Origin of the sequence: Rhizobium sp. 18065 (assembly GCF_902706095.1) — a bacterium.
GTDB lineage: Bacteria > Pseudomonadota > Alphaproteobacteria > Rhizobiales > Rhizobiaceae > Allorhizobium.
Genome location: NZ_CACSJP010000010.1, coordinates 24411 through 49062 on the forward strand (window position 1 = coordinate 24411; position 24652 = coordinate 49062).

At 59.9% G+C, this 24652-nt stretch carries 19 protein-coding genes; 7 read left to right on the top strand and 12 right to left on the bottom strand.

All coding sequences use genetic code 11. The features are described from left to right. Window positions 1–12: 12 nt before the first annotated feature. The 3 genes from gltS to GVK95_RS20165 form a co-directional block, all read right to left on the bottom strand. The gene (gene gltS, locus GVK95_RS20155; RefSeq protein ID WP_159952484.1) at window positions 13–1218 is read right to left on the bottom strand and encodes a sodium/glutamate symporter; all 1206 of its coding nucleotides are present in this window, start codon (window positions 1216–1218) and stop codon (window positions 13–15) included. Between the two features lie 124 nt (window positions 1219–1342). Beyond that, complete coding sequence (locus GVK95_RS20160) at window positions 1343–2158, bottom strand: AraC family transcriptional regulator (protein WP_348532456.1); 816 nt, start codon at window positions 2156–2158, stop codon at window positions 1343–1345. A 550-nt stretch (window positions 2159–2708) separates the two neighbouring features. Then, window positions 2709–3206, bottom strand: a complete 498-nt coding sequence (locus GVK95_RS20165) for a DUF1269 domain-containing protein (RefSeq protein WP_159952486.1) — start codon at window positions 3204–3206, stop codon at window positions 2709–2711. Window positions 3207–4109: 903 nt separating this feature from the next. On the opposite strand from GVK95_RS20165, the gene GVK95_RS20170 reads away from it, so the two are divergent. The 7 genes from GVK95_RS20170 to GVK95_RS20200 all read left to right on the top strand — a co-directional run bounded on the left by GVK95_RS20170 (window position 4110) and on the right by GVK95_RS20200 (window position 11910). After that, window positions 4110–5708 carry an amidohydrolase gene (locus tag GVK95_RS20170; protein WP_159952487.1) on the top strand — a complete coding sequence of 533 codons (1599 nt, stop codon included), beginning with the start codon at window positions 4110–4112 and terminating at the stop codon, window positions 5706–5708. A gap of 79 nt (window positions 5709–5787) precedes the next feature. Further along, a complete protein-coding gene (locus GVK95_RS20175) occupies window positions 5788–6507 on the top strand; it encodes an META domain-containing protein (protein ID WP_159952488.1) in 720 nt (239 codons plus the stop codon). A gap of 28 nt (window positions 6508–6535) precedes the next feature. Beyond that, window positions 6536–7123, top strand: coding sequence for an HdeD family acid-resistance protein (locus GVK95_RS20180; RefSeq protein WP_159952489.1), 588 nt, complete (start codon window positions 6536–6538; stop codon window positions 7121–7123). Window positions 7124–7165: 42 nt separating this feature from the next. Beyond that, on the top strand, window positions 7166–8845 hold the full coding sequence (locus GVK95_RS20185; RefSeq protein WP_159952610.1) for an alpha/beta-hydrolase family protein: 1680 nt from the start codon (window positions 7166–7168) through the stop codon (window positions 8843–8845). 51 nt (window positions 8846–8896) lie between these two features. After that, window positions 8897–9949 carry a patatin-like phospholipase family protein gene (locus tag GVK95_RS20190; protein WP_159952490.1) on the top strand — a complete coding sequence of 351 codons (1053 nt, stop codon included), beginning with the start codon at window positions 8897–8899 and terminating at the stop codon, window positions 9947–9949. Between the two features lie 135 nt (window positions 9950–10084). After that, a complete protein-coding gene (locus tag GVK95_RS20195) occupies window positions 10085–11191 on the top strand; it encodes an AI-2E family transporter (protein ID WP_159952491.1) in 1107 nt (368 codons plus the stop codon). 26 nt (window positions 11192–11217) lie between these two features. Beyond that, the gene (locus tag GVK95_RS20200; protein ID WP_244618841.1) at window positions 11218–11910 is read left to right on the top strand and encodes an alpha/beta fold hydrolase; all 693 of its coding nucleotides are present in this window, start codon (window positions 11218–11220) and stop codon (window positions 11908–11910) included. Here GVK95_RS20200 and GVK95_RS20205 read toward each other — a convergent pair. The 9 genes from GVK95_RS20205 to GVK95_RS20245 all read right to left on the bottom strand — a co-directional run bounded on the left by GVK95_RS20205 (window position 11900) and on the right by GVK95_RS20245 (window position 24497). Continuing rightward, a complete protein-coding gene (locus GVK95_RS20205) occupies window positions 11900–12367 on the bottom strand; it encodes a cyclic nucleotide-binding domain-containing protein (protein ID WP_007607684.1) in 468 nt (155 codons plus the stop codon). The genes GVK95_RS20200 and GVK95_RS20205 overlap by 11 nt on opposite strands. A gap of 36 nt (window positions 12368–12403) precedes the next feature. After that, window positions 12404–15118 (bottom strand): ABC transporter transmembrane domain-containing protein, encoded by a 2715-nt coding sequence (locus GVK95_RS20210; RefSeq protein WP_159952492.1) that lies wholly within the window; start codon window positions 15116–15118, stop codon window positions 12404–12406. Window positions 15119–15326: 208 nt separating this feature from the next. After that, complete coding sequence (locus GVK95_RS20215; RefSeq protein ID WP_159952493.1) at window positions 15327–16673, bottom strand: adenylate/guanylate cyclase domain-containing protein; 1347 nt, start codon at window positions 16671–16673, stop codon at window positions 15327–15329. A gap of 30 nt (window positions 16674–16703) precedes the next feature. After that, window positions 16704–17906: a DUF3095 domain-containing protein gene (locus GVK95_RS20220; RefSeq protein WP_159952494.1), complete on the bottom strand. Its 1203-nt coding sequence runs from the start codon at window positions 17904–17906 to the stop codon at window positions 16704–16706. A gap of 63 nt (window positions 17907–17969) precedes the next feature. Continuing rightward, window positions 17970–19652, bottom strand: a complete 1683-nt coding sequence (locus GVK95_RS20225; protein WP_159952495.1) for an adenylate/guanylate cyclase domain-containing protein — start codon at window positions 19650–19652, stop codon at window positions 17970–17972. A 180-nt stretch (window positions 19653–19832) separates the two neighbouring features. Continuing rightward, window positions 19833–20663 carry an MBL fold metallo-hydrolase gene (locus GVK95_RS20230; protein WP_159952496.1) on the bottom strand — a complete coding sequence of 277 codons (831 nt, stop codon included), beginning with the start codon at window positions 20661–20663 and terminating at the stop codon, window positions 19833–19835. A 201-nt stretch (window positions 20664–20864) separates the two neighbouring features. After that, a complete protein-coding gene (locus GVK95_RS20235; protein ID WP_159952497.1) occupies window positions 20865–22625 on the bottom strand; it encodes a metallophosphoesterase in 1761 nt (586 codons plus the stop codon). 6 nt (window positions 22626–22631) lie between these two features. Beyond that, window positions 22632–23117 (bottom strand): class I SAM-dependent methyltransferase, encoded by a 486-nt coding sequence (locus tag GVK95_RS20240; RefSeq protein ID WP_159952498.1) that lies wholly within the window; start codon window positions 23115–23117, stop codon window positions 22632–22634. A gap of 36 nt (window positions 23118–23153) precedes the next feature. Continuing rightward, entirely contained in the window at window positions 23154–24497 is a 1344-nt protein-coding gene (locus GVK95_RS20245) for a nucleotide sugar dehydrogenase (RefSeq protein WP_159952499.1), read from the bottom strand. Window positions 24498–24652 lie beyond the last annotated feature (155 nt).

Genomic DNA, 24652 nt, shown 5'->3' on the forward strand with positions numbered 1-24652 from the left:
TATTCCAGGCCTCTATCTGAGCAGGAAGCCGATCACGGCCGCATTGGCGAGGTCGATGAAGAAGGCCGAGACCAGCGGCACGATGATGAAGGCCATCGGCGCGGCACCATGCGATTTGGTGATGGCCGCCATGTTGGCAATGGCCGTTGGCGTGGCGCCGAGCGTGACCCCGCCAAAGCCGGCCGAAATCACCGCCGCATCATAGTTTCTGCCCATGGCCGGGAAGACGGCCAGGAGGATATATATAACGGTTGCTGCGGTTTGCAGAAACAGGATGGCAACCAGGGCAATTCCCAGCCCTCCCAGCGCCCATAGCTGCATGCTCATCAACGACATGGCGAGGAAAATGCTGAGCGACAGATCCGAGATCAGCGACAGGGCGCGGGATCCCGATGGCCATGGCAGGCGCGGAGCGGCGAGCGGGACCAGGTTGGTCATGGCAATGGCGCACAGCAGGCACATGACAAACAGCGGCAGCTTGATGCCGATGTCATCGACCAGTTCATGCAAGGTATAACCCGCGAGAATGGCGAGGTTCATGACGAAGAGGGTCTGCAGCAGGCTGCGGTAGCTGACCTCGTCGGCATGGCGCTCGCCCGCATCGGCAGGCACGCCGACAGTCAACTCTTTCTCTTCCGGACCTTTCAGGTTATGCCGCTGGATCAGGTGATGCGCCAGCGGGCCACCGATCAGGCTGGCGATCACGAGGCCAAGGGTGGCGCTGGCTATGCCGATCTCCAGCGCGTTGGTGACGCCGAAGCGTTCCTGCACCAGCGGCGCCCAGGCAATGGTCGTGCCATGGCCGCCGATCAGTGAGGCCGAGCCGAGGAAGATGGCCAGACCATCGGGAAGGCCGAACAGAGCGGCGCCCGCAAGGGCTATACCGTTCTGAATGAGCAGGAATGTCAGTGTCAGGGCAAGCAGAATAAGCAGTGGCCGACCGCCGCGGACCAGATCGGCGAAACGGGCATTGAGGCCGATGCCGGTGAAGAAATAGAGCAGCAGCATGTCGCGTGCCGCGAGATCGAAAACGATCTCGGTCGAAACCATGCTATACAGCGCCAGCGTGCACAGCGCCGCCAGCAGGCCGCCGCTGACCGCTTCGGGAATGTTGAAGCGACCAAGGACGGTGATCGACCGGTTCAGCATGCTACCGATGAAAAATACCAGGATGGCGATCGTCACGGTCAAAAGGCCAGGCACTTGGATGGTGGTCACGGCGTGGATCTCCTGGACGTCTTTTCAGTGTTGCTTTCTGTCTGTCTCTCGGCGCCGGGCGACTGGGCCGGCAAAATCGCAAGGAAAATGGGCAGGTGATCTGGCGAACGGTCGGGCTGGATGCCTAGAACTGCAGCCGTCGCAGGATGAAGGGAAGCTTGTCCGGGGGTGCGAGGTTTTCCAGGCTCTGCGTGTCTTGATAGCTCGTTTGAATGAAATGGTGTCTCGCGTCACTGGGCGTGTAGCTGAATTCTCGCTTGAAGGCCCGGCTGAAGTCGGCGCCGTCGCTGAAGCCAAGGCGTTCGGCAATATCCTGAATACGGCAGGGATTTTGCGCATCGACCAGGCGCTTGTGCGCCTCACAGAGCCGTTGCCGCTTGATGTAGCGATGAATGCCGCCCACCGGTTCGAAGAGATTGTAGAGCTTGGTGCGCGACATGGCCATTTCACGCATGAGCAGATCGGGGCCGAGGGCCGAATTGTAGAGGTTCTGCTGGATGAATTTGCGCGCCCGCTCGATGAGCGTCGCTGCGAACTGGTCCTTCGATGCATTGATCCTGTCGGCGGACGGTGCAGCACAGGCGATCACCATATCTCTAGTCGCATGGGCAAGCGCGCTCGCCTCGGTCGTCGTCACATAGGGCATCTGCGCGACGAGGCAGGTGATGTAGGATGACAGCATCTGGCCCATGGGTCCGCAAATCGACTGGAAGGCGACGCTGTCGAGGACATGCGCGCTGTCACCGCAGAAACTGCGGGGAATCCACAGCATGATGAAGTGGCAATCCGTCAGCGAACCACTGAAACGGCTGCCAAGGGGGTGGACCTGCAGAAGCCTCGACGACGATACATACTGCTCGTCGCCGGCATCCGTGCGGCATGTTCCGTCGAGAAACAGGGTCAGGCACCAGTGATCAAGCCCGCTGTTTTTCATCTGCATGGGCCAACTGATAAAATCGAGGCTTTCTGTCCTGATTTCCGCCAAGGCAATCTCGCCGAGATCCCAAAGCACCTGCTTGCCCGAAAATGAACTTCCGCACGTTGCGGGTTTCTGCCTGAGGTCCACCATTGGCTCATAGCTATGGCGCCATGCGGAAAAGCTGTCGGCACTGTCTATGTGCTCGGTGGAAAATGAATAGGGCATAAGCGATGCCGCCGGGACGCTTTTCGCCGCCACAACCGGGGGGAATAAATGGGCTGTTTCAGACCTGGTATGCCGCTCGAAAACTGTCATACAAATACCCAAGCGATCAATATTTATAGTTTCATTTACAACTTATGAGAAAGTTATGCACTACTAAAAAATAATAGCTGCTTTTTCGCATTTGATAATGTTGAAAACGACGTGTCATTGATTTCATCCAATAAAAGTCACGACTTACATAAGCGGTGACCGCATATCGACTTTGCCGACACGCCCGGATGCACAGGAGGGAAGAGAGTCCACCACGTTCTGTGGGCTCTTTCCTTCCTGGCTTTCCAGCGGGTGATCAGACCGGCTTTTCGGCTGCTGCCAGTGCGTCGCGCAGGACCTGTTCCTTGCTTTCGTCCAGCGACGACTTGAGCACCACGCCGCCAAATGGCGCGATTTCCTTCAGCACCTTGTCTTCGGTCATCTCCTTGACGAGAACAAAAAGAGCGGCATGGCCCGGGGTCAGGTTGGCCGCGAGTTCCTTCATGAAGGGGTCATTGATTCCCACATCGGTCAGCGCACCGCTGACAGCGCCGGATGCTGTGCCGACGGCAACGCCGAGCAGTGGGTTGAGGAAGATCACACCGATGAGCAAGCCCCAGAAGCTGCCTGATGCAGCGCCGGCGGCGGTGGTGTTGATCAACTGGTTCAGCTTGATCTTGCCGGCGTCTGTCTTCGTCGCAATCACGGCATCCCCGAGTGTGATGATGTATTCCCGTTGCAAGCTGAGGAGCTTGGAACGGACGTCTTCGGCCTGTTTTTCGTTCGGATAAACGATCGCGATCAATGTAGACATGCGAAACTCCTGTTGCTGTACCGGAAATGGATCAGTCATCGATGGCGCTGTGGAGAAGCGGTGAAATCATGTGATGGTCACTGGCGTCGGTCGAATGATCCCGCGAGGGCAGAGACGCCTTTTTCGACGGCGTGTCCGGCCGCATTTTCAGCCAGGACAACCCCCCACATCTTTCGTGCCAGTGTCACTGCCATCGAAGCCCCCTCTGGCGCAAACCGATCCTCTAAAACAACCACAGCGCGATTGTACCCCTTGCAACTATAGGATTGTTTGAGAACGAAAGTGATCAGCCTGGAGTCCGGAGATTCGGCATCACGTCCCGAATATGCTGGAAGTCTGTATTCGTTCGGGGTGTTCTGCGCGGAAGATCTCCGTCAGGTCCGTCGATCTTTTCAGTCATTTTTCTGGGCTCTTCGACAGTGGCTCATGGCGATGCGTCCCAATTTTTTGCATCACGTCCGTTTTTTTGCGAAAACTGACCTGATTGTGCCGAACCTGTTGTTTGTTATGGGCTTTGCTGCTCTTAAATTGGTCCAGATCGCAATCGAGCGGCCACCATGATCAAGCGTTTGTTGTTGTTTATGGTCACATTGCCCTGTCTGTCTGGCGGGAAGATATCGCAGTTGGCCTCCCGGTCTGCTGGTGGTTCTGGACAATCTGCGCATCGAGCGGACGTGTGCATTCCTGCGACGCCTGGAACTTCTGGGGACGAGGCAGCTAGGTGTCTGGCGATTGACCGATGGCCAGTTGCTGATCACCCTTGGCTCAAGGCCAGTGTGTCACGGCGGCCGATTTATGGTTTTTGCCGATCTCGCAGACGCGCTGTTGCCGTCCTGCCGGCCCGTCGTCGGGGATGTCGTGGTTTTGACAAGCAGCGATTTGGTCGCCTTGAAGGAGAAACCCATGTCTGAATCCAAATCCTTTGCCGATATGGCGCGCCGCGATTTCCTGAAGACCTCGTTTGCCGTCAGTGGAGGTGCCGCGATCGCTACTGGCCTGATGGCTGCTGTCGATGCGAAAATGGCAATGGCCGCCACAAGCCCAGCAGATCTGCCGCCGCCGGGCTCCGTCGAACCTGCGGCGATGGCTGTGGAAGCGGTGCGCGATGCGATCTTGCGGATTTCCCGCGAGGTCTGGGAAAATGCGGAGTTATCTCTTGAGGAAGACATTTCCTCGAAGATCCACATGCGCGAGCTGGAGGCGGCCGGCTTTACGATCGTCAGCCGCGGCACGTCGAACATCCCGACGGCGTTCATTGCCGAGTGGACGCAGGGAAGCGGTGGCCCGAAGATCGGCTTCCTGCCGGAATATGATGCCCTGCCAGGCCTGGGCAATGCCGCCGAACCGCGCCAGACGCCGGGTCCGACAGGCATCGACGTCGGGCATGGCTGCGGCCACAACATGCTCGGAGCCGGTTGCACCGGCGCTGCCTTCGCCCTGAAGAGGATGATGCAGGAGAATGGAACCGCCGGCACGCTGCGTGTCTATGGATGCGCGGCCGAAGAGACGCAGGGTGCCAAGGTGTTCATGGTGCGCGACGGGTTTTTCAACGATCTGGATGCGGCGCTTGCCTGGCATCCGGCGCCGATCACGGCGACAGGCCTCCTGCGCACCGCCGCCGTCAACATGGCGCGTGTGCGTTTCACCGGGCGCACCGCGCATGCTGGCGTGGCACCCTGGGAAGGGCGCAGTGGCCTGAAAGGCGCAGAGATGTTTGCCGTCGGCGTGCAGTTCATGCGCGAACATATCGAGCCGACGTCGCGGGTCCACTACATCTATACCCAAAGCGGGGTCGCGGCGAATGTCGTGCCGGAGGTCGGTGAGATCCTGATCATGATCCGCGACAGCGACCGGGAGCGGGTGACTGCGATCACCAGTTGGCTGCGCGAAATTGCCGATGGTGCGGCGCTTGCAACCCAGACACAGGCGGAGTTCGACCTGTTTTTCGGCATGCATGACCTTATTCCCAACGAGACCCTGGCCGGTCAGGCGTTGCGCCACATGAATGCCATCGGCGTGGACTGGACGGTGGATGAACAGGCTTTTGCGCGCGGTTGCCAGAAGGAGATGGGGCTTGCCGAACTCGGTCTCAGTCCGGCGATCGCGCCGATGATCCCGGAAACCACCACCGGTGGCGCCACCGATGTCGGTGATGTCAGTTTCGTTACGCCGACCGCGCTGTTTGCCTGGGCCTGCATGCCGCTCGGGGTCGGCCTGCATATGTGGCCGCTGACGGCCTGTGGCGGCATGTCGATCGGCGACAAGGCGGCTCTTGCTTCGGCCCGGGTGATGGCGGGCGTCGGTTACGACCTGCTGGTCGACCCGGAGCTCCTCGCCGCCGTGCGGACGGATTTTGACCGGCGGCTGAAAGGCCGGACCTATGTTTCGCCGCTGCCGCCGGAGCGCAAACGACCCGACGGTATTCCGGCGCATCTCTTGCTGCGCGACGGGACCGGCGAGCTTGTCGATGGCGCCTATCTGCAGCCTTACAGCTATGAATAGGATGTCGTGCCGGGCCGAGCGAAAATTTGCGCATGCCACTTTTGGCGGCGGCGACCCTTAAAACGAGGAGGGATGATCCATGCGATGGAAACTTAAACTGATCTCGATCTGCGCGATACTTCTCGGCGCATCATCCTCGGTTCTTGCTGCGAGCGATGGTGCTGCCAAGCCGGAGCTGCCCTTGACGGCGCGCGGCAACGAGCCGGGCTGGATCGCGACGCTCGATGGCGGGCGGATTTCGTTCCGGACTGTCGATGACGGCACGACTGTGGAGGGAGCGCTGCCCGAACCGACCGCCAAAGGTGAGACCTGGCATTATGCGGCAGATACCATCGATCTTGCGGTCGGTATCACGCCGGTGGTCTGCCGCGACACGATGACGGGAATGCCGAGCCCGCTGACGGTTACGGTGACGACAGGCGCAAAGACGTTCAACGGTTGCGGCGGCGAGCCTGTGTCACTGCTGGCTGGCCCGGCCTGGCGCGTCACCAGGATCGGCGACGCGGCGGTGCCGGAGGATGTCTATGTCAGTCTCGAATTCGATGCGACAAAGACCAGCGTCTTCGGCTCGTCCGGCTGCAACCGCTATTTCGGCGGCTTCACCCTGACCGGCGAGGGCTTCAGCTTTCAGCGCGGCATGGCCGGCTCGATGATGGCCTGCGAGGAGCATAAAAGCCAGATCGAGGCCTCGTTCCTGTCGGCGATGGAAAAGATCGATCGGTTCGATATCGACGCCGATGGCGGGCTTGTTCTGATCTCGTCCGACAGTCCGTCGATCATGGCAACCCGCTCGAAGTAGCCGTTTCAACAGAGAGAAAGTGATCGTCATGCCCATTGGTCTTGATGCCGCAGCCCAGGTTTATCGTGAAGCTGCGCGGGATGCCGTGCGTCGGCACTCGGCGTTTCATCTGGTCGAAGCCGCGCTGCTGGTTGTTGCGGGCATTTTTGCCGTGCTGTTTCCGGTCGTTTCCTCGGCTGCCGCGGTTTTCACCTTCGGCTGGCTGCTGATCGTCAGCGGGCTGATCCAGGCCATCGGCCTGATCAGTGCCCGCCATGCGCCAAATTTCTGGCTGCAACTGGTGTCGGTGATCCTCGGGATCATGATCGGGGTGCTGTTGCTGCGCAATATCGGCCAGGGCATCCTGCTGCTGTCGCTGCTTCTCATCGTCTTTTTCATGATGGAGGGCATTTCCAAGATTGTCTTTGCCTTCACCATCCGGCCATTGCCGAACTGGATGTGGATCTTCGCCAGCGGGGTTCTGTCGGTGGTCCTGGCGCTGGCGCTGTTTGCGGCCATGCCCGTTACCGGTTTCTGGCTGATCGGGGTGATGCTCGGTGCAAATCTGATCAGCATCGGGCTGTCGGTCGGGGTGATGGCATGGAAGGTCGGCAAGATGTCCTCCGGGCCGGCCTGACGCGACGGCCAGGACGTTTCGATTAGGGGGAATACACGCTTGATGATTACATCCAACAGTTTATCCAGTCCCGCCGGACGCCCGGTCTGGGCATTTCTCCAAGCGCTTTCGGGTGTCGGGTTGGTCATCGGCGCGCTGTTCTTTGCCGCCTCCTTGACGCCGAGCCTCGTGCCGCGTGCGCCGCTGATCCAGGGGGCACTGAGCGGCTTCTGCCTTGCTGCCGGCTATGGGCTGGGTGTCCTTTTGCGCTGGCTCTGGCTTTCGCTGCGTCTGCCGTCCGTGCAGGGGCGAGCGCGGCGGCGCGGCCTTCTGCTGGCTGCACTGGTCAGCCTGGCGATTGTGGTTGCCATGCTCTGGTGGGCGGCCGGATGGCAGAACCGGCTGCGGGCGCTGATGGATATGGAGCCGATCGACAGCGCCGGGCCATGGACGATCGCTGCCGTGGCGCTCGCGGTGTTTGCCGTGCTGGTCATGGTCTTCCGGCTGTTCGGCATTATTGCCCAGCGCCTGTCCAATCGGCTGGCACGCCATATTCCCGGGCCGCCGGCCGCCGTTGTCGCACTGGCGGTGACGGCAATGCTGTTCTGGACGATCGGTAACGGTGTTCTGGTCGGTGGTGCGATGCGTTTCCTCGACGGCATCTATAGCGAGCTTGACGGTCGCTTCGAAGACGACAGCGTGCAACCGGTCGATGCATTGAAGACCGGTGGCCCGGGCTCGCTGGTTGACTGGGCGAGCCTTGGCCGGGCCGGGCGACGACTGGTTGCAGCCAGCCCGGACAAAGCGATGATCGAACAGATGTCCGGTGCTGCGGCACTGGAGCCGCTCCGTGTCTATGTCGGGCTCAATTCCGCCGATACGCCCGAGGCCAGGGCGGAGCTTGCCTTGCAGGAACTGATCCGGATCAAGGCCTTCGAGCGGACGAACCTGGTCATCGTCACGCCGACGGGCACGGGCTGGGTCGATCCCGAAAGCCAGTCGGCGCTGGAATATATCCTGCATGGCGACGTGGCGTCGGTATCGGTGCAGTATTCCTATCTGGCCAGCTGGATCGCCCTCTTGGCCGATCCGAGTTACGGGGTGGAGACCTCGCGGGCGGTCTTTGCCGCCATCTACGGTCATTGGCGGACGCTTCCACGCGATCAGCGACCAAAGCTCTATCTGCACGGCTTGAGCCTTGGCGCCTTGAACTCGGACCTCAGCCACGATCTGCACCAGGTCATCGGTGATCCGTATCAGGGGGCATTGTGGGCCGGTCCTCCTTTCAACACCCGCACCTGGGTATCGGTCACTGCGGCGCGCAATCCCGGCACGCCAAGCTGGCTGCCGACCTTTCGCGATGGCTCGGTGATCCGCTTCACCTCACAGCGCAACACGTTGCGGGAGGCACCGGCGCCCTGGGGTCCATACCGGGTGATCTTCCTGCAATATGCCAGCGATGCCGTGGCGTTCTTCGATCCGCGCGCGCTGTGGCGGCGGCCGGAATGGATGAATAAGCCGCTTGGCCCGGATGTGTCGCCGGACATGGTGTGGATCCCGGTGGTGACCTTCCTGCAGCTCGGCTTCGACATCATGCTCGCCGTGTTACCGCCGAAAGGCTTCGGCCATGTCTATGCCTTCGATCACTATGTCGACGCCTGGGCGTCGCTAACCGATCAGCCGGGCTGGACGGACGAGGGTTTGGAACTGCTGAAGCAGAAGGTTGCGGCGCTGCAGCCCTGATCTGCAACGGGTCCGAACATTGCGACGAAACGCTGGAAAAGGGTGTCGAACATGGCGGCAAAGGCAGGAACGGATGTGCGGACGGGAAGAGCAAGCATTCCTCCCATCGATCTGGCGCTCCAGGGCGGCGGCTCGCATGGGGCTTTCACCTGGGGTGTGCTCGACCGCATTCTGGAAGAGGACGCGATCGAGATCGACGGGATCTCGGGAACTTCGGCAGGCGCCATGAACGCCGCGGTTCTGGCAGCCGGCATGGCGCGAGGAGGGCGGCAGACCGCACGTGACATGCTGACCGCCTTCTGGCGCAAGACCTCGGAAGCGGCCCGTTACAGCCCGTTGAAAAGGGGGCCGCTGGAACGCATCACCGGTGACTGGAGCCTGGACAATTCGCCAGCCTTTCTCGCGATGGATATCATGGCACGCATGGTCTCGCCCTACTCCCTCGGCGGCATTGCCGGAAATCCGCTACGCGACCTGTTGGCCGAGATCATCCATTTCCCCGATCTCGCCGACGGGCCGATCAAGCTGTTCATCACGGCTACCAATGTGCATACCGGACAGGGGCGGGTGTTTCGTAAACACGAGATCACCGTCGACGTGCTGCTGGCATCGGCCTGCCTGCCGTCGATGTTTCAGGCCATCGAGATCGATGGGGTGCCTTACTGGGACGGCGGCTATGCCGGCAATCCGACGATGACGCCGCTGGTGCGGGAATGTGACAGCCACGATACGCTGATCGTCCAGATCAATCCCGTCGAGCGTCTGGAAACGCCAAAAACCGCGCGCGAGATCGCCAGCCGGCTGAACGAGATTTCCTTCAACGCGCAACTGCTGAAGGAATTGCGGATGATCGCGCTGCTGCGCCGCGTTGTCGATCCCGGCCATGGCGAGGCACGTCAGTGGAAAGAGATGCGGCTGCATCGCATCACGTCCGATATCATGGTCACGCTCGGCCATTCGTCCAAGCTCAATGCCGAATGGGATTTCCTGCAGATGCTGTTCGAAGAGGGACGCCGGGCGGCCATCGCCTTCGGTCAGGCTCATCTCGATGATGTCGGCGTGCGCTCGACCTTTGACATAGACCAGTTGGTGGAGGATGTCTGACATGGGTGTCTTCCCCAATCGTTCGTCCCGCGGTGGACCGCCGATTGCTACCGATACGGTCATGTCCGGTTCCGCCTCCGCCTCCGCTTCGCTCACGATTGATCAACTCCATCGCCACCAGGAAAGTATGTCCGCATGACCGAGCTTCGCCGATCCGATCCCGCAGGCCCGACGATGTCATCCGTCTCGCTGGTCAATCTGGTCCTCGGGGTGGCCCTTGCGCTGATGGTCGGCTGGTTCCTGTATATCGGCGCGGAGGTCCTGGTGCCGATGGTGCTTGCGCTGATGATCGCCTATGTGGTTTCGGCGATCGCCGGGCTGACCGGGGCAATCCCGGTGATCGGGAGGCGCTTGCCGACCGGTCTGCGCTATACGCTTGCGGCACTGGTCATCGGCTACGGGCTGATCCAGCTGGTCACGCTGCTGGCTGCCAACCTGGTCGTCTTTGCCGCCAAGGCGCCGGAATATCAGGTGAAGTTTCTCGAGATGGCACAGGCGCTTGCTGGTTTCGTCGGCTTCCAGGGGGATGTTACCTGGGAGACCCTGCGCAACGACCTGTTCGGCCAGATCAATCTCCAGGCCACATTGCGCAGCGGCGTCGTATCATCGGCATCGCTGCTGGGCGGACTGGTCTTCGTCCTGCTCAATGTCGTCTTCATGCTCCTGGAACAAGGCAGTTTCGATGCCAAGCTTGGGCGGCTGTCGTCCGACCCCGACCGGATCGTCCGCCTGCGGGCGGTGATCAGCGACATAAACTATCGCGTCGGTCGCTATCTCGCGGTCAAGTCGTTGATCAATGTCGTGCTGGGCCTAGTCAGCTATGCCGTCATGGTGTTTTTCGGCCTGGAATTCGCCGTGCTCTGGGCCATCATCATCGCGCTGGTCAACTACATTCCCTATCTGGGCTCGGCTATCGGTGTCTTCGTGCCGACGGTGATTGCGGTGGGTCAGTTCGGGCAACCGGACCAGGTGCTGCTGCTCGCCTTGTCGCTCAGCGTGGTGCAGTTCATGATCGGCAATGTGCTGGAACCGCAGATCATGGGCAATTCGCTCGACCTCAGCCCCTATGCCATCCTGATCAGCCTAACCGTGTGGACCAGCCTGTGGGGTATTGCCGGGGCGATTGTTTCCATCCCGATCACCGCCGTGCTGGTCATTGTGCTTTCCGAGTTCAGCGGCACCAGGCCGATTGCCATCCTGCTGTCGCGCAGCGGGGTCGTTGGCGAAAGCCGGCTTTCGTGAGGGGCGGGATTGTGGCGGGAGGTTGAATGATGGGCAGACTGCTGCTGGCCGTGTTCGGCCTTTGTGCAATCAGTTCATCCGCCATGGCTGAGTGCGTCGTCCTGCTGCACGGGCTTGCCCGCACCGAGCGCTCCATGCAAGGGCTTGAGGATGCGCTGGAGGAGCAGGGCTACCAGGTCATCAACAACGGCTATCCATCGACGCAATCCTCGATCCAGGGGTTGATGTCTCATGTCACCCAATCCGTTGCTGACTGCTGGCCGCAGCAGCGGGTGCATTTCGTCACCCATTCGATGGGCGGCATTCTCGTGCGTGCCTGGCTTGCACGACATCGTCCTTCAAGGCTTGGCCGGGTGGTGATGCTGGCGCCGCCCAATCATGGTTCGGAGATCGTCGATGTGTTCGGCGACCTACCGCCGTTCCGGTGGATCAATGGCCCGGCGGGGATGGAGCTTGGGACCGCACCCACCTCAACCCCAAATGTCCTGCCGCTTCCCGATTTCGAGCTCGGCATCATCGCCGGCACTGTCTCGCTCAACCCGTTCTATAGCGCGCTCATCGGTGGTCCGAATGACGGCAAGGTCTCGGTCGCAAGCACCATGATCGACGGCATGACCGATCATCTGGTCCTGCCGGTGACGCATACATTCATGATGAGCGATGCCACGGTCATCGATCAGGTCAGTCATTTCCTGAAGAACGGCAAATTCAGCCGCTGACCACCGGCGTCTTCTGGGTCAGGGCAACCGTAAGCTCGGCAGTGGTGTGATTGAGGCGTTCGGCAAGGACGCGCATGATCTCGATGGCAATTTCGGGAAAATCATGCACCAGGCAGAGAAAATTGTCCTTGCTGATCCTCAGCACTTCAAGGCGGCTGGTGGCGCGAACGGTCGCGGTGCGCGAAACCTCGCACAGAATGGCAATCTCGCCGACAATGGCGTTGTTCTCCACGTCTGCCAGCTTGAGTTCGCCCGTCGGGGTATCAACGACGACTTCGGCCGTTCCCGACAGAATGACATAGGCCGCATCGCCGGCATCGCCCTGATGAAACAGATTCTGTCCTTCGCGACAGCTGATGCGATCCGATGCAAAAGCCAGAAGTTTCAGTTTTGTCGGTGCGATGCGCGAAAAGATCGGCACGCGCCGCAGCATTTCGACTTCGTCCTTCAATAACATTGCCATAGCACTCCCCTAGCGCTCAAAGAGACGTTATTACGATAGCAGCTCTTTGAAAATACTATTTTTCTCGGAAAGTTCCGCGAAATTTCCGCTGTCAAGGCTTGCCGCCCCCTCGAAGACCAGAACTCGTTCGAAGAACTGGGCGGCATCAGGATTGGACAGGACCCATATGATCGAGGGGCTTGTTTCATCGTCCTGTGACATCTGCATGACATTGGTGATGATGCGGTCCTGGGCGCGCCGATCCAAAGCCGAAAGCGGCTTATTGAAGATGAAATAGTCGGAGCGCTTCAACAGCACACGCGCCATGTTGAGCTTCTGGCGTTGTGCAACGGTCAGGCGACGGCCCTGGGATCCGACTTCGAAATCAAGGCCGATCGACAGAATATCATTCCTGAGGCCAAGATTGTCGAATATCTCATGGCTGATGGCGCGAATGCGTTTCGAAGTATCATCCTGTTCGAGCGCTATGCGGCCGAACAGGATGTTGTCCATCAGGCTGGCTGAGGCGGTGAAGTTTTCGATATCGTAACGTTCGACAACACCGGCCAGATCCTTCGGGATATTGGCATGAAACGTCTCGCGCGCCCGGACAAGTAGCGCCATGCGCTCGTCGGTCAGAAGGCCGAAGCGGTGGCGAGGCTCGATATAAGAGAAACTCATCCGGATGATGCTGCTTCGGTCGGCGGGCGAAGCCTCCTCCAAGGTTTTCCCCTGCAACTTCTGCACCAGGCTTTCGTAGACCGGGATATCTGCTGCGGTCATGAAGGTGAGCTGTTGGAAAAAGGGGTGGTCTTCAGGCAGGTCGCTGAACAGTTCAACCGCGGTCTCGGCGATCGACAATCCCATTTCGAACAGCAGTCCGGCAGCGCCGGTTTCGATCATGACTCGGCGAAAATAGGGGTGTGCCGAGAGCTGCTCGGGTGACATCATCGGCTGTTTCATGCTGCCGAAGAGCAGGTTCTCCACCACTGTCGCATGTCCATTGTAGGACTGCGGCTCAAAGGGTACGACGACTGCATCCAGATCTTCGTCCTGCAGACGGCGGCGCATTTCGGCGCGCAGTTCGACAATACGATCAACGAGTGCCCTGTGTGTCTTGGTATCGACCCGCGAACGCAGGGCAAGATCGAGAATGTCCTGGGTGATCGTCACGGTGTCGAGGACCATGCCAATGACCTTGTAAAGATCTTCCGGACCGCTTGCCCCAGCCGATTGATAGTCGACCCAGTCGCTGTTGAGGTCGAGATACGGATTGCCGGCGAGTTGGGCTTCGGTGCGCTCCCATTGGTTCTGCCGCGCCGCCGCATCGGTGTACTCGATGTCGCGCAGCGGGGCGTGCTTCAATCCATAAAGCAGGTTGTCGCGCAATGTACCCTGGAAGAAATGCGTGTCGGACGAGGCATAGGAGAGCTGCCGGCCGGTCACCGCTTCCGGCATTTCGTGCAGTTCCTGGCCTGCAATCGTGATGCGACCGGAGTCAGGAAGGATGATCCGGCCGATGGCTTCCGCCAGTGCCTCTCCAGCATTGCCGTTGTGATCGATGACCGCGACCGTCTCGTTGGGCTGAATCTCCAGCGAGATGCGATCAAGCCGGCGTGCGCCGCTGTCGTCGCAGAGGACAAGGTTGGTGACGACCAGAGCTTCCGAGAGCCGCGGCGAACGGGTCTTGACGAGCGCCTGCACGGCAGGGCTGACCAGCGGCTCGATATCGAATTGCTCGACGACCTGCTGATACTTGATCTGCACGTCCTGGCGCGCCTGATCCCAGTCAATCAGTTCCTTGATCGGTCCGGGGAGATCCTTGTAGGCGGCGATGACGGCAATCAGCTGGCCGATGTCGAGACTGCCCTGAAGGGCAAGAGTTCCGCCGACGACATAGAACAGGAAGGGCGTCAGCTGGGCGAGGATGTTGTTGATGAACTTGACCAGGAACTTCCATTGATAGAGGTCGTAGCGGATCGAGAAGATCCGTGCCAGCCGCGCGGCAATATCTGCGCGTTCGAGGTTCGAGGTGTCATTGGCGCGGATCGTGAAAATCCCGTCGATGACTTCGGCAACACGGCCGGAAAGCTCGCGGGCGGTCAGTTGCCGCTCGCGGCCCAGTTCCAGCAGGCGTTTGCGCATGCGCGGGATGATCGCGGCCTGGACACCGACCATCGCCGTTGCAATCAGACCGAGCCAGATGTTCTGCACCAGAATGAAGATCAGAGCGGTTATGGCCTGCCCGCCGAGGAGTGCCGGCTGGACGAATGCGTCGCCGATAAAGCCGCCCAGCGGCTCCACTTCATCCTTGATCATCGTGGCAATTTCGGGGGATTTTACTCGCTTGAAATGCAGAGGTGGAAAGCGCAGAGCCCGATCGAATAGTTCGAAACGGATACGACGGAGCATGCGTTCGCCAAGCCTGCCCTTGTAGGTATTGATGTAGAATTTGAACAAGCCGTTCAATACGACAAGGCTGAGGAAGACAAGGCTCAGACCCATCAGGGTCTGGAAACGATCGAGGCTGAACCCACCGAACAGATCGACATGTCCGATGAGCGGCATGTCGAAAGACAGCTCCATAAACGGCTGGGTGGCTGTGGGGTTTTCAAACCCCTCTCCCTGAATGGGACCGTTGACGATCTGCTTGGGCAGGTCGAAGGCAAGGAAATAAGGGATCATGGACAGGAACACGATCAGCAGGATCCAGACCTGCTGGGCATAGGTGTTCGCCCAAATGTAACGCGTCAGGCTTTTTTCCATTTTCCACCGCGCAATGTATCGGAGGTCGGTACAGGCCCAACCGCATGAAGAGAAACAGCCTCACCGCTGGTCGCTATGCAGTTCGAAAACGAACGTATCTGTAATACGGGACACGACAAGCGTTATCGACGCGTCGTCCCCGCACAATTCGCTGAAGTGTTTGATATGTCGCCGACGTGAAGGGGCCGGCGACATATCTGGCGTTCGGCTACTGGATCCACCTGTCCAGGAAATTGTGCTTCTTCTCTGCCGTCTTGCTGGCATCCCGATGAAGCAAGATGACCCTTTCGGCCTCCGACAGCGCGGGCCTGGACAGGTCGCGGGCCAGGGCATCGACCAGTAGTGGCTCCTGCTGCAATTCCGGCCGCTTGAGCGTGACCTTGTGGCCGACGCCGCGCAGTTCCTCATCGCCGAGTATCGTCCAGTCGCCGCCGCAATACGAAGCGAAGGCATCACTGGCGATGACCTGGGAGTTGTATTTCTTGGTGAAGGCCTGCAGGCGCTCGACTTCATTGACGGACGAACCGAAGGCGGAGAAGGTCAACCGATCGCGAAGGCCGACATTGCCGAACATGACATTGCCAATATGCAGGCCGAGGCCATAGCCGATCGCTTTCTGATTGTTGGTGCGTCTCTGGCGGTTCAGTTCGGTCATGCGGGCCTGTGCCTGCCGGACGGCTTCGAAAGCAAGCCGGCATGCAACTTCAGACGTATCCTTGTGTCTCCCGCAGGGGTAGACCGCAAGAAAGCCATCTCCGACGAAGCTGACGATTTCGCCGCCATTGCGATTGAACGGCTGGGCGGCGGCATCGAAGAATTCGTTCAGCGTGTCGATATAGGCCTGGCGGCCTTCGGTATCGGCGATCTGGGTTGATTGACGTATGTCGCCCATGACCAAGGCTGCGCGGACGGTTTCGCCGTCACCGCGGCGGATCTGTCCGTTGAGCACGCGCTTGCCGGCGCCTTCGCCAAGATAGGTGGTCAGCAGGTTGTTGGCGAGCTTGTCGAGAACCGCGACCTTGGCAGCAACAGCCAGATGGTCCTGTATGCGCATCAACGCGGCGATGACGTCCTCGCTGAAGCCCTGTTCGCTTGCCGTGGACCAGGAGCCGATCATGCCCTGCGACGATTGGTTGCCGAGCGGTTGGACGAAGGCGATATAGTCGTTGATATTTTCCTTGCGCAGATCCTCGAAGATCGGAAACTCCACCGGGCCTTCCGCCGGAACGCGCCGGCGCATGAACTCGAGATTGCTGGTCAGCAACTTGTAGTAAGGGCTTTGCAGGAAGACCTCGGGCTTTTCGATGTCATGGACATAACGCTCGACGATCAGGCCCGTCGAGGGTCGCCAGGTGAAGCCCAGCGCATCGTAGAGCGGATGGAGCATGGCGAAAGAGAGGTGAATGCGGTGGATGGGAATGCCTGTGGCGGCAATGCGATCGCAGAAACCGCTGATGATCTCCTCGAGAGTGTTGCCGGCGAGCGCCGACTTGGTCAGCCAGTCGGCGACCTTGTCCATGAAGATATTTGAAACGAGTTGGGGATTGTGGCTCATGTGGTGCCCTGTTTTACGGCATGTGCTTGATCAAATGTTCTGCTCAGTCGGCTGCGCCAGCCCCTCCGCTTTTCTGGCCTGTGCCCGTTTTTCCGACAACTGACTGGCTGCAAGCGCATATCCGCCACTGGCACCGTCGATAAAGTGCATATGGTCTCGCGACAGCGCAGTTGCAACAAAACAGGTGAGAAGCGCCTTGTCCTGGCGATGCAGGCCGAATTCGCAGACGCCATCGCGTTCCGCAGCCTCCAATCGCTGCACGAGGCGGTCTCTATGACCAGAATCGACATCGACGGTCATCATCAGTCCGTCGTCGAATTTGCGGAAATCCGAGTTGGCGGCGACATCGGCCTTGTAGCGCCGTGCATCGAAGCTGCCCAAGGGCAGGTTCAGTTTGTGCAGGACCACCGTCAAGACGATTTGCAACATAATGGAGAGCCTTTGGCGGAGGCGCCTTGACGGTGGCGCCGTGGCACTTACCTCGCTTCGTATGCCTTCTGCCGAAAAGGCAAGTTCAGGCCCCGAAGCCGGTATCGGATGCGCCTCCCGGTTCTGTTCTGCGGTGACGGCGATAATGTCGCCGACCAGTTTACGGAAGGCATCCATCGTTTCTGCCGACCTCGGCTTGGCGATGATCGAAACGATTTCGCCATTGTGCGCCTGGATAGGGTCCCAGCGGCAGGACAGGCCGGTCAGATCCGGCCTGGGTTCGGCATCGGAGACGTCGACCCTGTACCTTCCGGCCTTCATCTCCTGCTCCGCCCAGCTTGCGCCGCCGCCTGTGAACATCGCGTAGGCAATATGGGAGCTTGCCGCAAAACGAGCGACGCGGACATCCAGACCCTGAGCCCTGATATCAGAAACGGGGACCAGAGCGACACGCATGTCCAGCTGGAGGTCGGAGGCGACCCAGTTGCGAAGACTTGCCAGCGCCCGGGCGGCTGTCTCCACACCTCCGGCGGGAATGGCAACCATGGCGCCGTCGCCGCCGAAGATGAACGGCAGTTCGTGTTCACCAAGCGCATTCAGCACCGCAGAGATGACGCTGGCGCCGGCCATGTTGACCGCCTTGTAGCGACCTTCGAGAATCGCATGCGTCGATCCGACGATGTCGGCAATCGCGAGACACCAATCATCCGGCAGCGGCTTGTAGTTCTGCCGGTCCACCACGCCTTCAAAGCGGGCAAACAGCGGGACGGATTGGTAAAACCTGTCGTCTGGACCTGCGTTCATTGCTGCACCTTACCATACCGTCCGCCGTGCCGCATTACCGGTTTTTGCCGGTGGATGTGCGGCCTATGCCGATGCCGCATGCGCCTGGGCAAGCGGAATGAACACGTTCAGCGGGAGCTCACGACCGCGCAAAGAAACCTCATGCGTCTCCATGCCGGTCAGGTCCACGCCCGAAAGCCGCGCCACAGGCTCCGAAACAACCAGCGGCACATTGAACTGCTTTGCCACCGCTTCAAGCCGGCTTGCGACATTCACGGTGTCGCCGATGGCGGTCATGTTCTTTGTCCGGCCGTAGCCAAGGGTTCCGACCACTGCGTGACCGCTGTGGATGCCGATGGCGATCTGCAACTGGGTGGAAAAGTCATTCGCCAGTTCGACATTCAATTCCTCGATGCCGGCAATGATCAGGTGGGCCGCTTCCAGCGCCTGGCGACAGCCTTCCTCCGGTGTGGTGTTGATGCCGAACAAGGCCATGGCTCCGTCACCGATGAACTTGTCCAGCTGTCCGCCCGTTTCTTCCACCGCATGACCGACCACGGCGAAATAGCGATTGAGGAGGAAGACGATATCGAATGGCAGGCGGCTTTCGGTCAGGGTGGTAAAATTGCGCAGATCACAGAACAGGACTGCGATGTCCCGCTCCCTGCCGGGGCTGATCTCCTGGCTGTTTGCCGGGACCATCGTATCGGGCATGGCAACGAGAAGCGGGGCAACCGTCAGGTTACCTGTCGGGCGCAACTGGCAGGCAAGGCGCACGCCGGGTTCCGGTTTGATGCGGATGAGGGTTCTCTGCTCCAGCGTGCCGATTGCGGGCAGATTGCCTTCGGCGCTGACGACCTGGACGCGGCAGGTCGAGCACTGGCCTTTGCCGCCACAGGCCGCGTAATGCGGCACGCCGCCCAGCCTGCTGGCTTCGAGAATGGAAAAGCCGCGTGGCACATGGACCACCTGCCCGTCGGGATAGCGCACGGCGATACGGTGGACGCGCTCACGCAGCTTTCGGTACAGGCGAAACAGCAGGAGCGCCACGAGCGAAAAGGCGAATGTGGCATAAGCCCACATCCGGACTGCGGCCAGCTGTACCATAGTCGAGGCAGACGGTGCTGTCGGGTCGTAGTAGCCGCCGGGATAGCCGCGCCCTATTCCCAAGGGGGATTGAATTGTCCGACCCATTTCGGAAAAGCCGAGCAGCGCCAGGACGGGAAGCATGATCGCAAGAACCAGGAGCCAGGGGGATGCCCAGCCATACCACGTGCGATACCGCAGCCAGAAATGCAGGCCGATGCATCCATGCAGCCAGGCGATGACCAGCACGGCTGATTGTTGCACGCCATTGACCGGCGAACTGATCCAAAGCTGGGTGACGACGGCGGCATAGGTGTCGCGGTAGTCGAACAGTTCGTTGGCAACCCGTGTTCCGACGATGTGCGGGATCAGTAGGAGGGGGATCATCAGACCGAGCAGGATCTGCGCCGCTTCGGATTTCGGCATGACGAAATTGCGGCGGATATAAATCGCCCGCAAAACCAGCAGGAAATGGATCAGCAACGAACCGTAGAGAAGCACGGTGGCAATCGGATTGCGCCAAAGGGCGAGGAACGGTCGGCGGAAGTGATCAGCCGTTTCAACCGAGATCAGGCCGACCGCATGGTTGAGCATATGCAATGCGATGAAAATGAAGATCACCAGTCCGGATGCCAGCCGCACATCGCGCAGCGTCCGTTCGGAGACTATGACTTTTTTCACGCTGCCGCCTTGGGTTTCTGTTGCCGTGAGCCTTTTGACCGAAGGCGTGATGATGAAGAATAAGCCGGTTGTCGTCGATCCATTTTCAGGTGCACGGCAGATGCCCGAGTTGACCAGGACTGCCGTTGCTCCGAGAGAGGTAAACCAACCCGTCTGGTCAAATCACCGGAACGTGGCAATTCAGAGTTCAAGCACCATTCCGTCCCACGCGGCAACGGTTTCGGCAAAACGCTCCTGCGCCAGTTTCTCCAGCCTGTCCAATTCGTCGTCGGTTCGCGAAGGTGCATGATGGAACAGCACCAGCTTGCGGGTGGATGCCTGCATGGCGAGCTTTACACCCTGTTCCCAGGTCGAATGTCCAAAGCCCTTGTATTTCAGCATTTCGTTTTCCGTATAGGCGGCGTCATAGACGGCTATATCGGCATCCTGCATGAGCTCCAATGCGGTCGGATCAAGGATGCCGGCCTGGTGTTCAATGTCAAAGACCAGCGCCAGAGATTTCCCTTCCCACTCGACCCTGTAGCCGATCGCGCCACCTGGATGATCGAGCAGGAATGTCCGGATCTCGATCCCGGAGAACGGGGTCAGGACATCGCCGGCGTGAAAATCGTGAAAAATCAGATTTGCCTTGCAGATAGTCGTGTCGATCGGTGTCCATGGCGGGCTGATGAAGCGACTGACCATCTCGCGGGTCGTCATCTGACCGGCGAGATGTCCGGACCAGATATTGACGCTGGCCGCGGGATTGTAGATCGGCTTGAAGAAAGGCAGGCCGATGATGTGGTCATAATGACAGTGACTGAAGAACAGATGGGACTGTTTCAGGTTCTGTTCCAGCATTTCCATCCCGACTTCGCGGATGCCGGAACCGGCGTCAAACAATAGGCGATGGTCGCCGCACCGCACCTCTATGCAGGGGGTGTTGCCACCATAGCGCTGGAATTGAGGCCCGGATACGGGAATACTGCCCCTGGTGCCCCAGAATTTGATCGAAAACACGTTCTCTTTCATTCATTTAAACAATTGCGCCGCGCTTCACACAGCGAATGTCACAATACCACAGTCCATAGCCAAACGCCTTTTTCGCGCGATTGCAAGTGGCCATTCATCTGTGGGATCAAAACCGCAAGTGCGGGTTGGCCAAGAAGCGGGCTTTCCTTGTCGCCTTTGCGCTCGTCTGCCAGGTCGACTGCTGACAGGATGCGGCGCTTGTCAGCGCTGATCCGTAGACCGTGGCATTGGGGCGATACGTGTCGCTCGCTCTATCGACCGACCGAGGACGCCGAGGAATATGGCGAGGAAATCCTGAAGGTTCTTGTGTTCGGAAAGGCTGAGGTCACCGAATTCCCACGCCAAAACCCGGTAGACCCGCAGCCTTTCGGCGGGGACCCAGGTGAGTGCTTGGTCGCTGCCCTGGCGAAGCCGGTACCAGTCCACGACGAGTTGCAGGAGAGGCGAGGCGTTCAGGCTGGCGGGGTCCAGATCATGCGCTTTCGCCCAATCGTCAAGGATTGTGTACCTGCTCTCGTTGTCAGTCGTCGCATTCTGGGCCTCGCGCGGCGGCTCAATTTGCAGCGGCTTGCCAAGCAACAAGCGGCAGAGGTCAGCCAGCGATGCATGAAGGGCAAGCTCGCGCAGCTCCTCTGGCCAGTCGTTGGGTAGATAGCGACTGACGACCAGCGCGTGCATGTGCCGGTTGAGAAATTCTCCGTAGTTCCGCGCTTCCAGTGCCGGTTCCGGTGTCGCGCCGGGTTTGCTGGTTTCGGCCCGGTAGAGATCGAGCAGGTCGGGATCAAGGGGCAACGAGGCCAGGGATATGGTCTCGATCTCGGGCGTATCTCTGTCTGCGCGGACAATCGTGTAGCCGGCTGGAAATGCGACAAGCGACGGGACCGCGATGTTTGTCAGGCCCTGCGAGCCGATTGCCCAATCGGACCGAGCCGCTACGTGGAGATGGCCGCTGAAATGCAGTTTGAGGCCGGCCCGGACAAGCGTTTCGGCAACAGCCTTAACCGGCGTTCTCCTTGCAATGTCGGTCATGCCGAACAGCGCTTCCTCGCTGTTGGACGTATCCTCAAACGGATCGAGTACAGGATAATGGGAAAACGCCAGCAGGCGCTTGCCAAGCTTGTCAGCACGCGCGAACACATCGGCAATCCAGTCGATCAGGTGCGGCTTGACGCGCAGCAGGGCGTTCCAGCCGGCGTTGGAACTGTCGAGGAAGGCTTTCTTGCGGGCGATGTCGCGATTGCCATTGCGCGGCTCGAAGACATTGGCATCGAGCATCAACAGCCACAGACCCTCCACCGGCTCGACCAGATAGGAGGCATCGACAAGCCGGTGGGTGGTCAAGCCATCGGCGGAATGGAGGTCATGCTGGCGCAGCTCAAAGTCATCCGATATGCCGAATGGCGTCTCCCAGTGACGATAGGCGGCGTTTCGGGTGAGGCCGAATTCGGCCATCGGCAGCAAGCCGGCCGGCATGCCGTCGCAGTACATCCTGGGTGTGACGACCGGCTGACCGGGATCCAGTGCCGCGATCTCGGCATCGCTGCTGACAAGGGTCGTGCCACCAGACGCGTTGAGATACCGCGTGCTCTGGTGCTTGCCGAGGGGGCCAAAGACATCGTGGTTTCCAGGGATCGCGTAGAACGACACGTTGTGCCGGTCGCGCCAGTGCCGCAGCAGGCGAGCAACGCTTTCGGTGGTAATCCTCTGCCCGTCATCGGTATAGTCACCGAGGAGGACGACGTGGCGAATGCCCCTTGAGCAAACATCCTCCAGTGCGGCTGGCAGAGCGGCAAAGCTTTCGTTGAAGACCCTGGTCGAGCGGGCGGTGTCGGCCCAACTGCGAACCGTCAGTCTCCTGCCGCCGACCGTGACGCCATCGACGTCATAATTGCCTTCGATATCGTGAAAATGAGCATCGGCAATGATCGCGACTGCCGGTATTTCAGGGCCGAGCCTCGGCACGACCGGTCAGGCCGTCCTGCGATAGAGGAAATAGCGGTCGGGATCGACGGTCGATGGAATTGGCAAGGGTGCCAGGGACGGATGCTCCAGCGGCAGGCCGCTGATCGCAACGCCATCCGGCGCAAGGACAGCGCTGACGATGTCGGGTAGCCAGGTGAGGGTGATGGCATCCTTGTCGGGATAGCCGGTGCCGATGTCTGCATGAACGAGGGCCGCACCCTGTCCAGCAAAGGCTCTTGCGGTTTCACCGATTTCGCCGATTACCAGGTTTTCAGGTTCCGGCGTGGAGGATGAATGGGCGCCGAGCGCGCGATCGAACGCGATGATCCGCCGTCCGGGAAAGCGGTCGCGCAGATGGTCGAACGTCCGGCCGTTGCCAAGGCCGATCTCGAGGATGGTCCCTGTCGGCAAGAGGGGAACGTTATCGCGGACGTGATCGATGATATCGCGCTGTGCCGACATCCGGCGAATGAAACTGTCCAAACGGCTCATGAAATTGGCCTATCATTGTCGGTACCGACCGGCACCTTATGCCTTGACGATATTGTCGCCATAGATCTTCAACCGTGAAAATACATTTCGGGTGTCGATGATCAATGGGCTCCACTTGGCGAGTGCGGCGTAGTCGATGCTGTCATGATCGGTTGCGATCAACACCGCGTCGAAGCTCCGGATGCGTTCTTCGTCCCACTCGACCGAAGCGCGCCCCATGAGCATGCTGTATTCGCGCGTCGATGGAATTTCAGCGACATGCGGATCGTGGTAACAAACCGTGCCCTTGCGCTCCTCGATCAGCGTCATCAGCTTCAGCGAAGGGCTCTCGCGAATGTCGGGCACATTCTTCTTGTAGGCGAGGCCGACAACCAGAATTTTCGACCGGCTCAGTGCCTTGCCAAGTCGGATATCCAGCGCTTCCGCCAGCTTCTCGACGATGTGGCGCGGCATGGCAGAGTTGATTTCGCCGGCAAGCTCGATGAAACGGGTCGGGAGTTCGTATTTGCGCGAGACCCATGTCAGGTAGAAGGGGTCGATCGGGATGCAATGGCCGCCAAGGCCCGGGCCGGGATAGAAGGGCATGTAGCCAAACGGCTTGGTGCTTGCCGCGTCGATGACTTCCCACACGTCGATGCCCATGGCGTCGTAGATGATCTTGAGTTCGTTGACCAAGGCGATGTTGACGGCGCGAAAGACATTTTCCGTCAGCTTCACGGCTTCTGCGGTGGCAGTCGATGATACGGGCACGACCGTCTTGACCACAGCGCCGTAGAAGCTCTTTACCAGCGAGGTGGCGTGCTCGCCATCGCCGGCGACGACTTTCGGGATGGTCGATGTCTGGAAATGTCGATTGCCCGGATCTTCGCGCTCCGGCGAAAACCCGAGGAAGAAGTCCTGCCCGGATTTCAAGCCGCCGGCCTCGAGCGTCTGCCTGACCAGTCCGTCCGTCGTGCCGGGATAGGTGGTCGATTCCAGCACAATCAGCTGGCCGGGGCGCAGGGTGCGGGCGATCTCTTCGCATGTCTTTCGGACATAGGACATGTCCGGGTCGCGGTGATGGGTCAGGGGCGTTGGGACGCAAATTGCAATGACGTCGCAACTGCCCAGCTGGGAGAAGTCGGATGTCGCCGCAAACCGGCCCGCCTTGCACTCCTCGCCGAGGATATCGTCGGGAACGGCCTCGATGTAACTGCGGCCTGCCTCGATCGAGATGATCTTCGTTGGATCGATGTCGAAGCCGGTGACCGGGAAGCCGGCCCTGGAGGCCGTGATCGCGAGCGGGAGGCCGACGTAACCCAGTCCGATGACGCCTACCCGCGCGCTGCGTGACTGGATGTGCTGCAGCAGCATCTCGTAGGAATGCAAAGGTGTTGGCATCGGTACTCCGTGCACTTATACAAGATCGGCACGTCCAGATGGGAGAGTTTAGCCTGCATGTCAAGTCTGGTTGAGGCGCGCGCGTATGACGCGAACTTGCTGTGTCGCCAGCTGTTTTTTGCGCACCGCCGATGTGTCAAGTCCGCGGTGGGAAG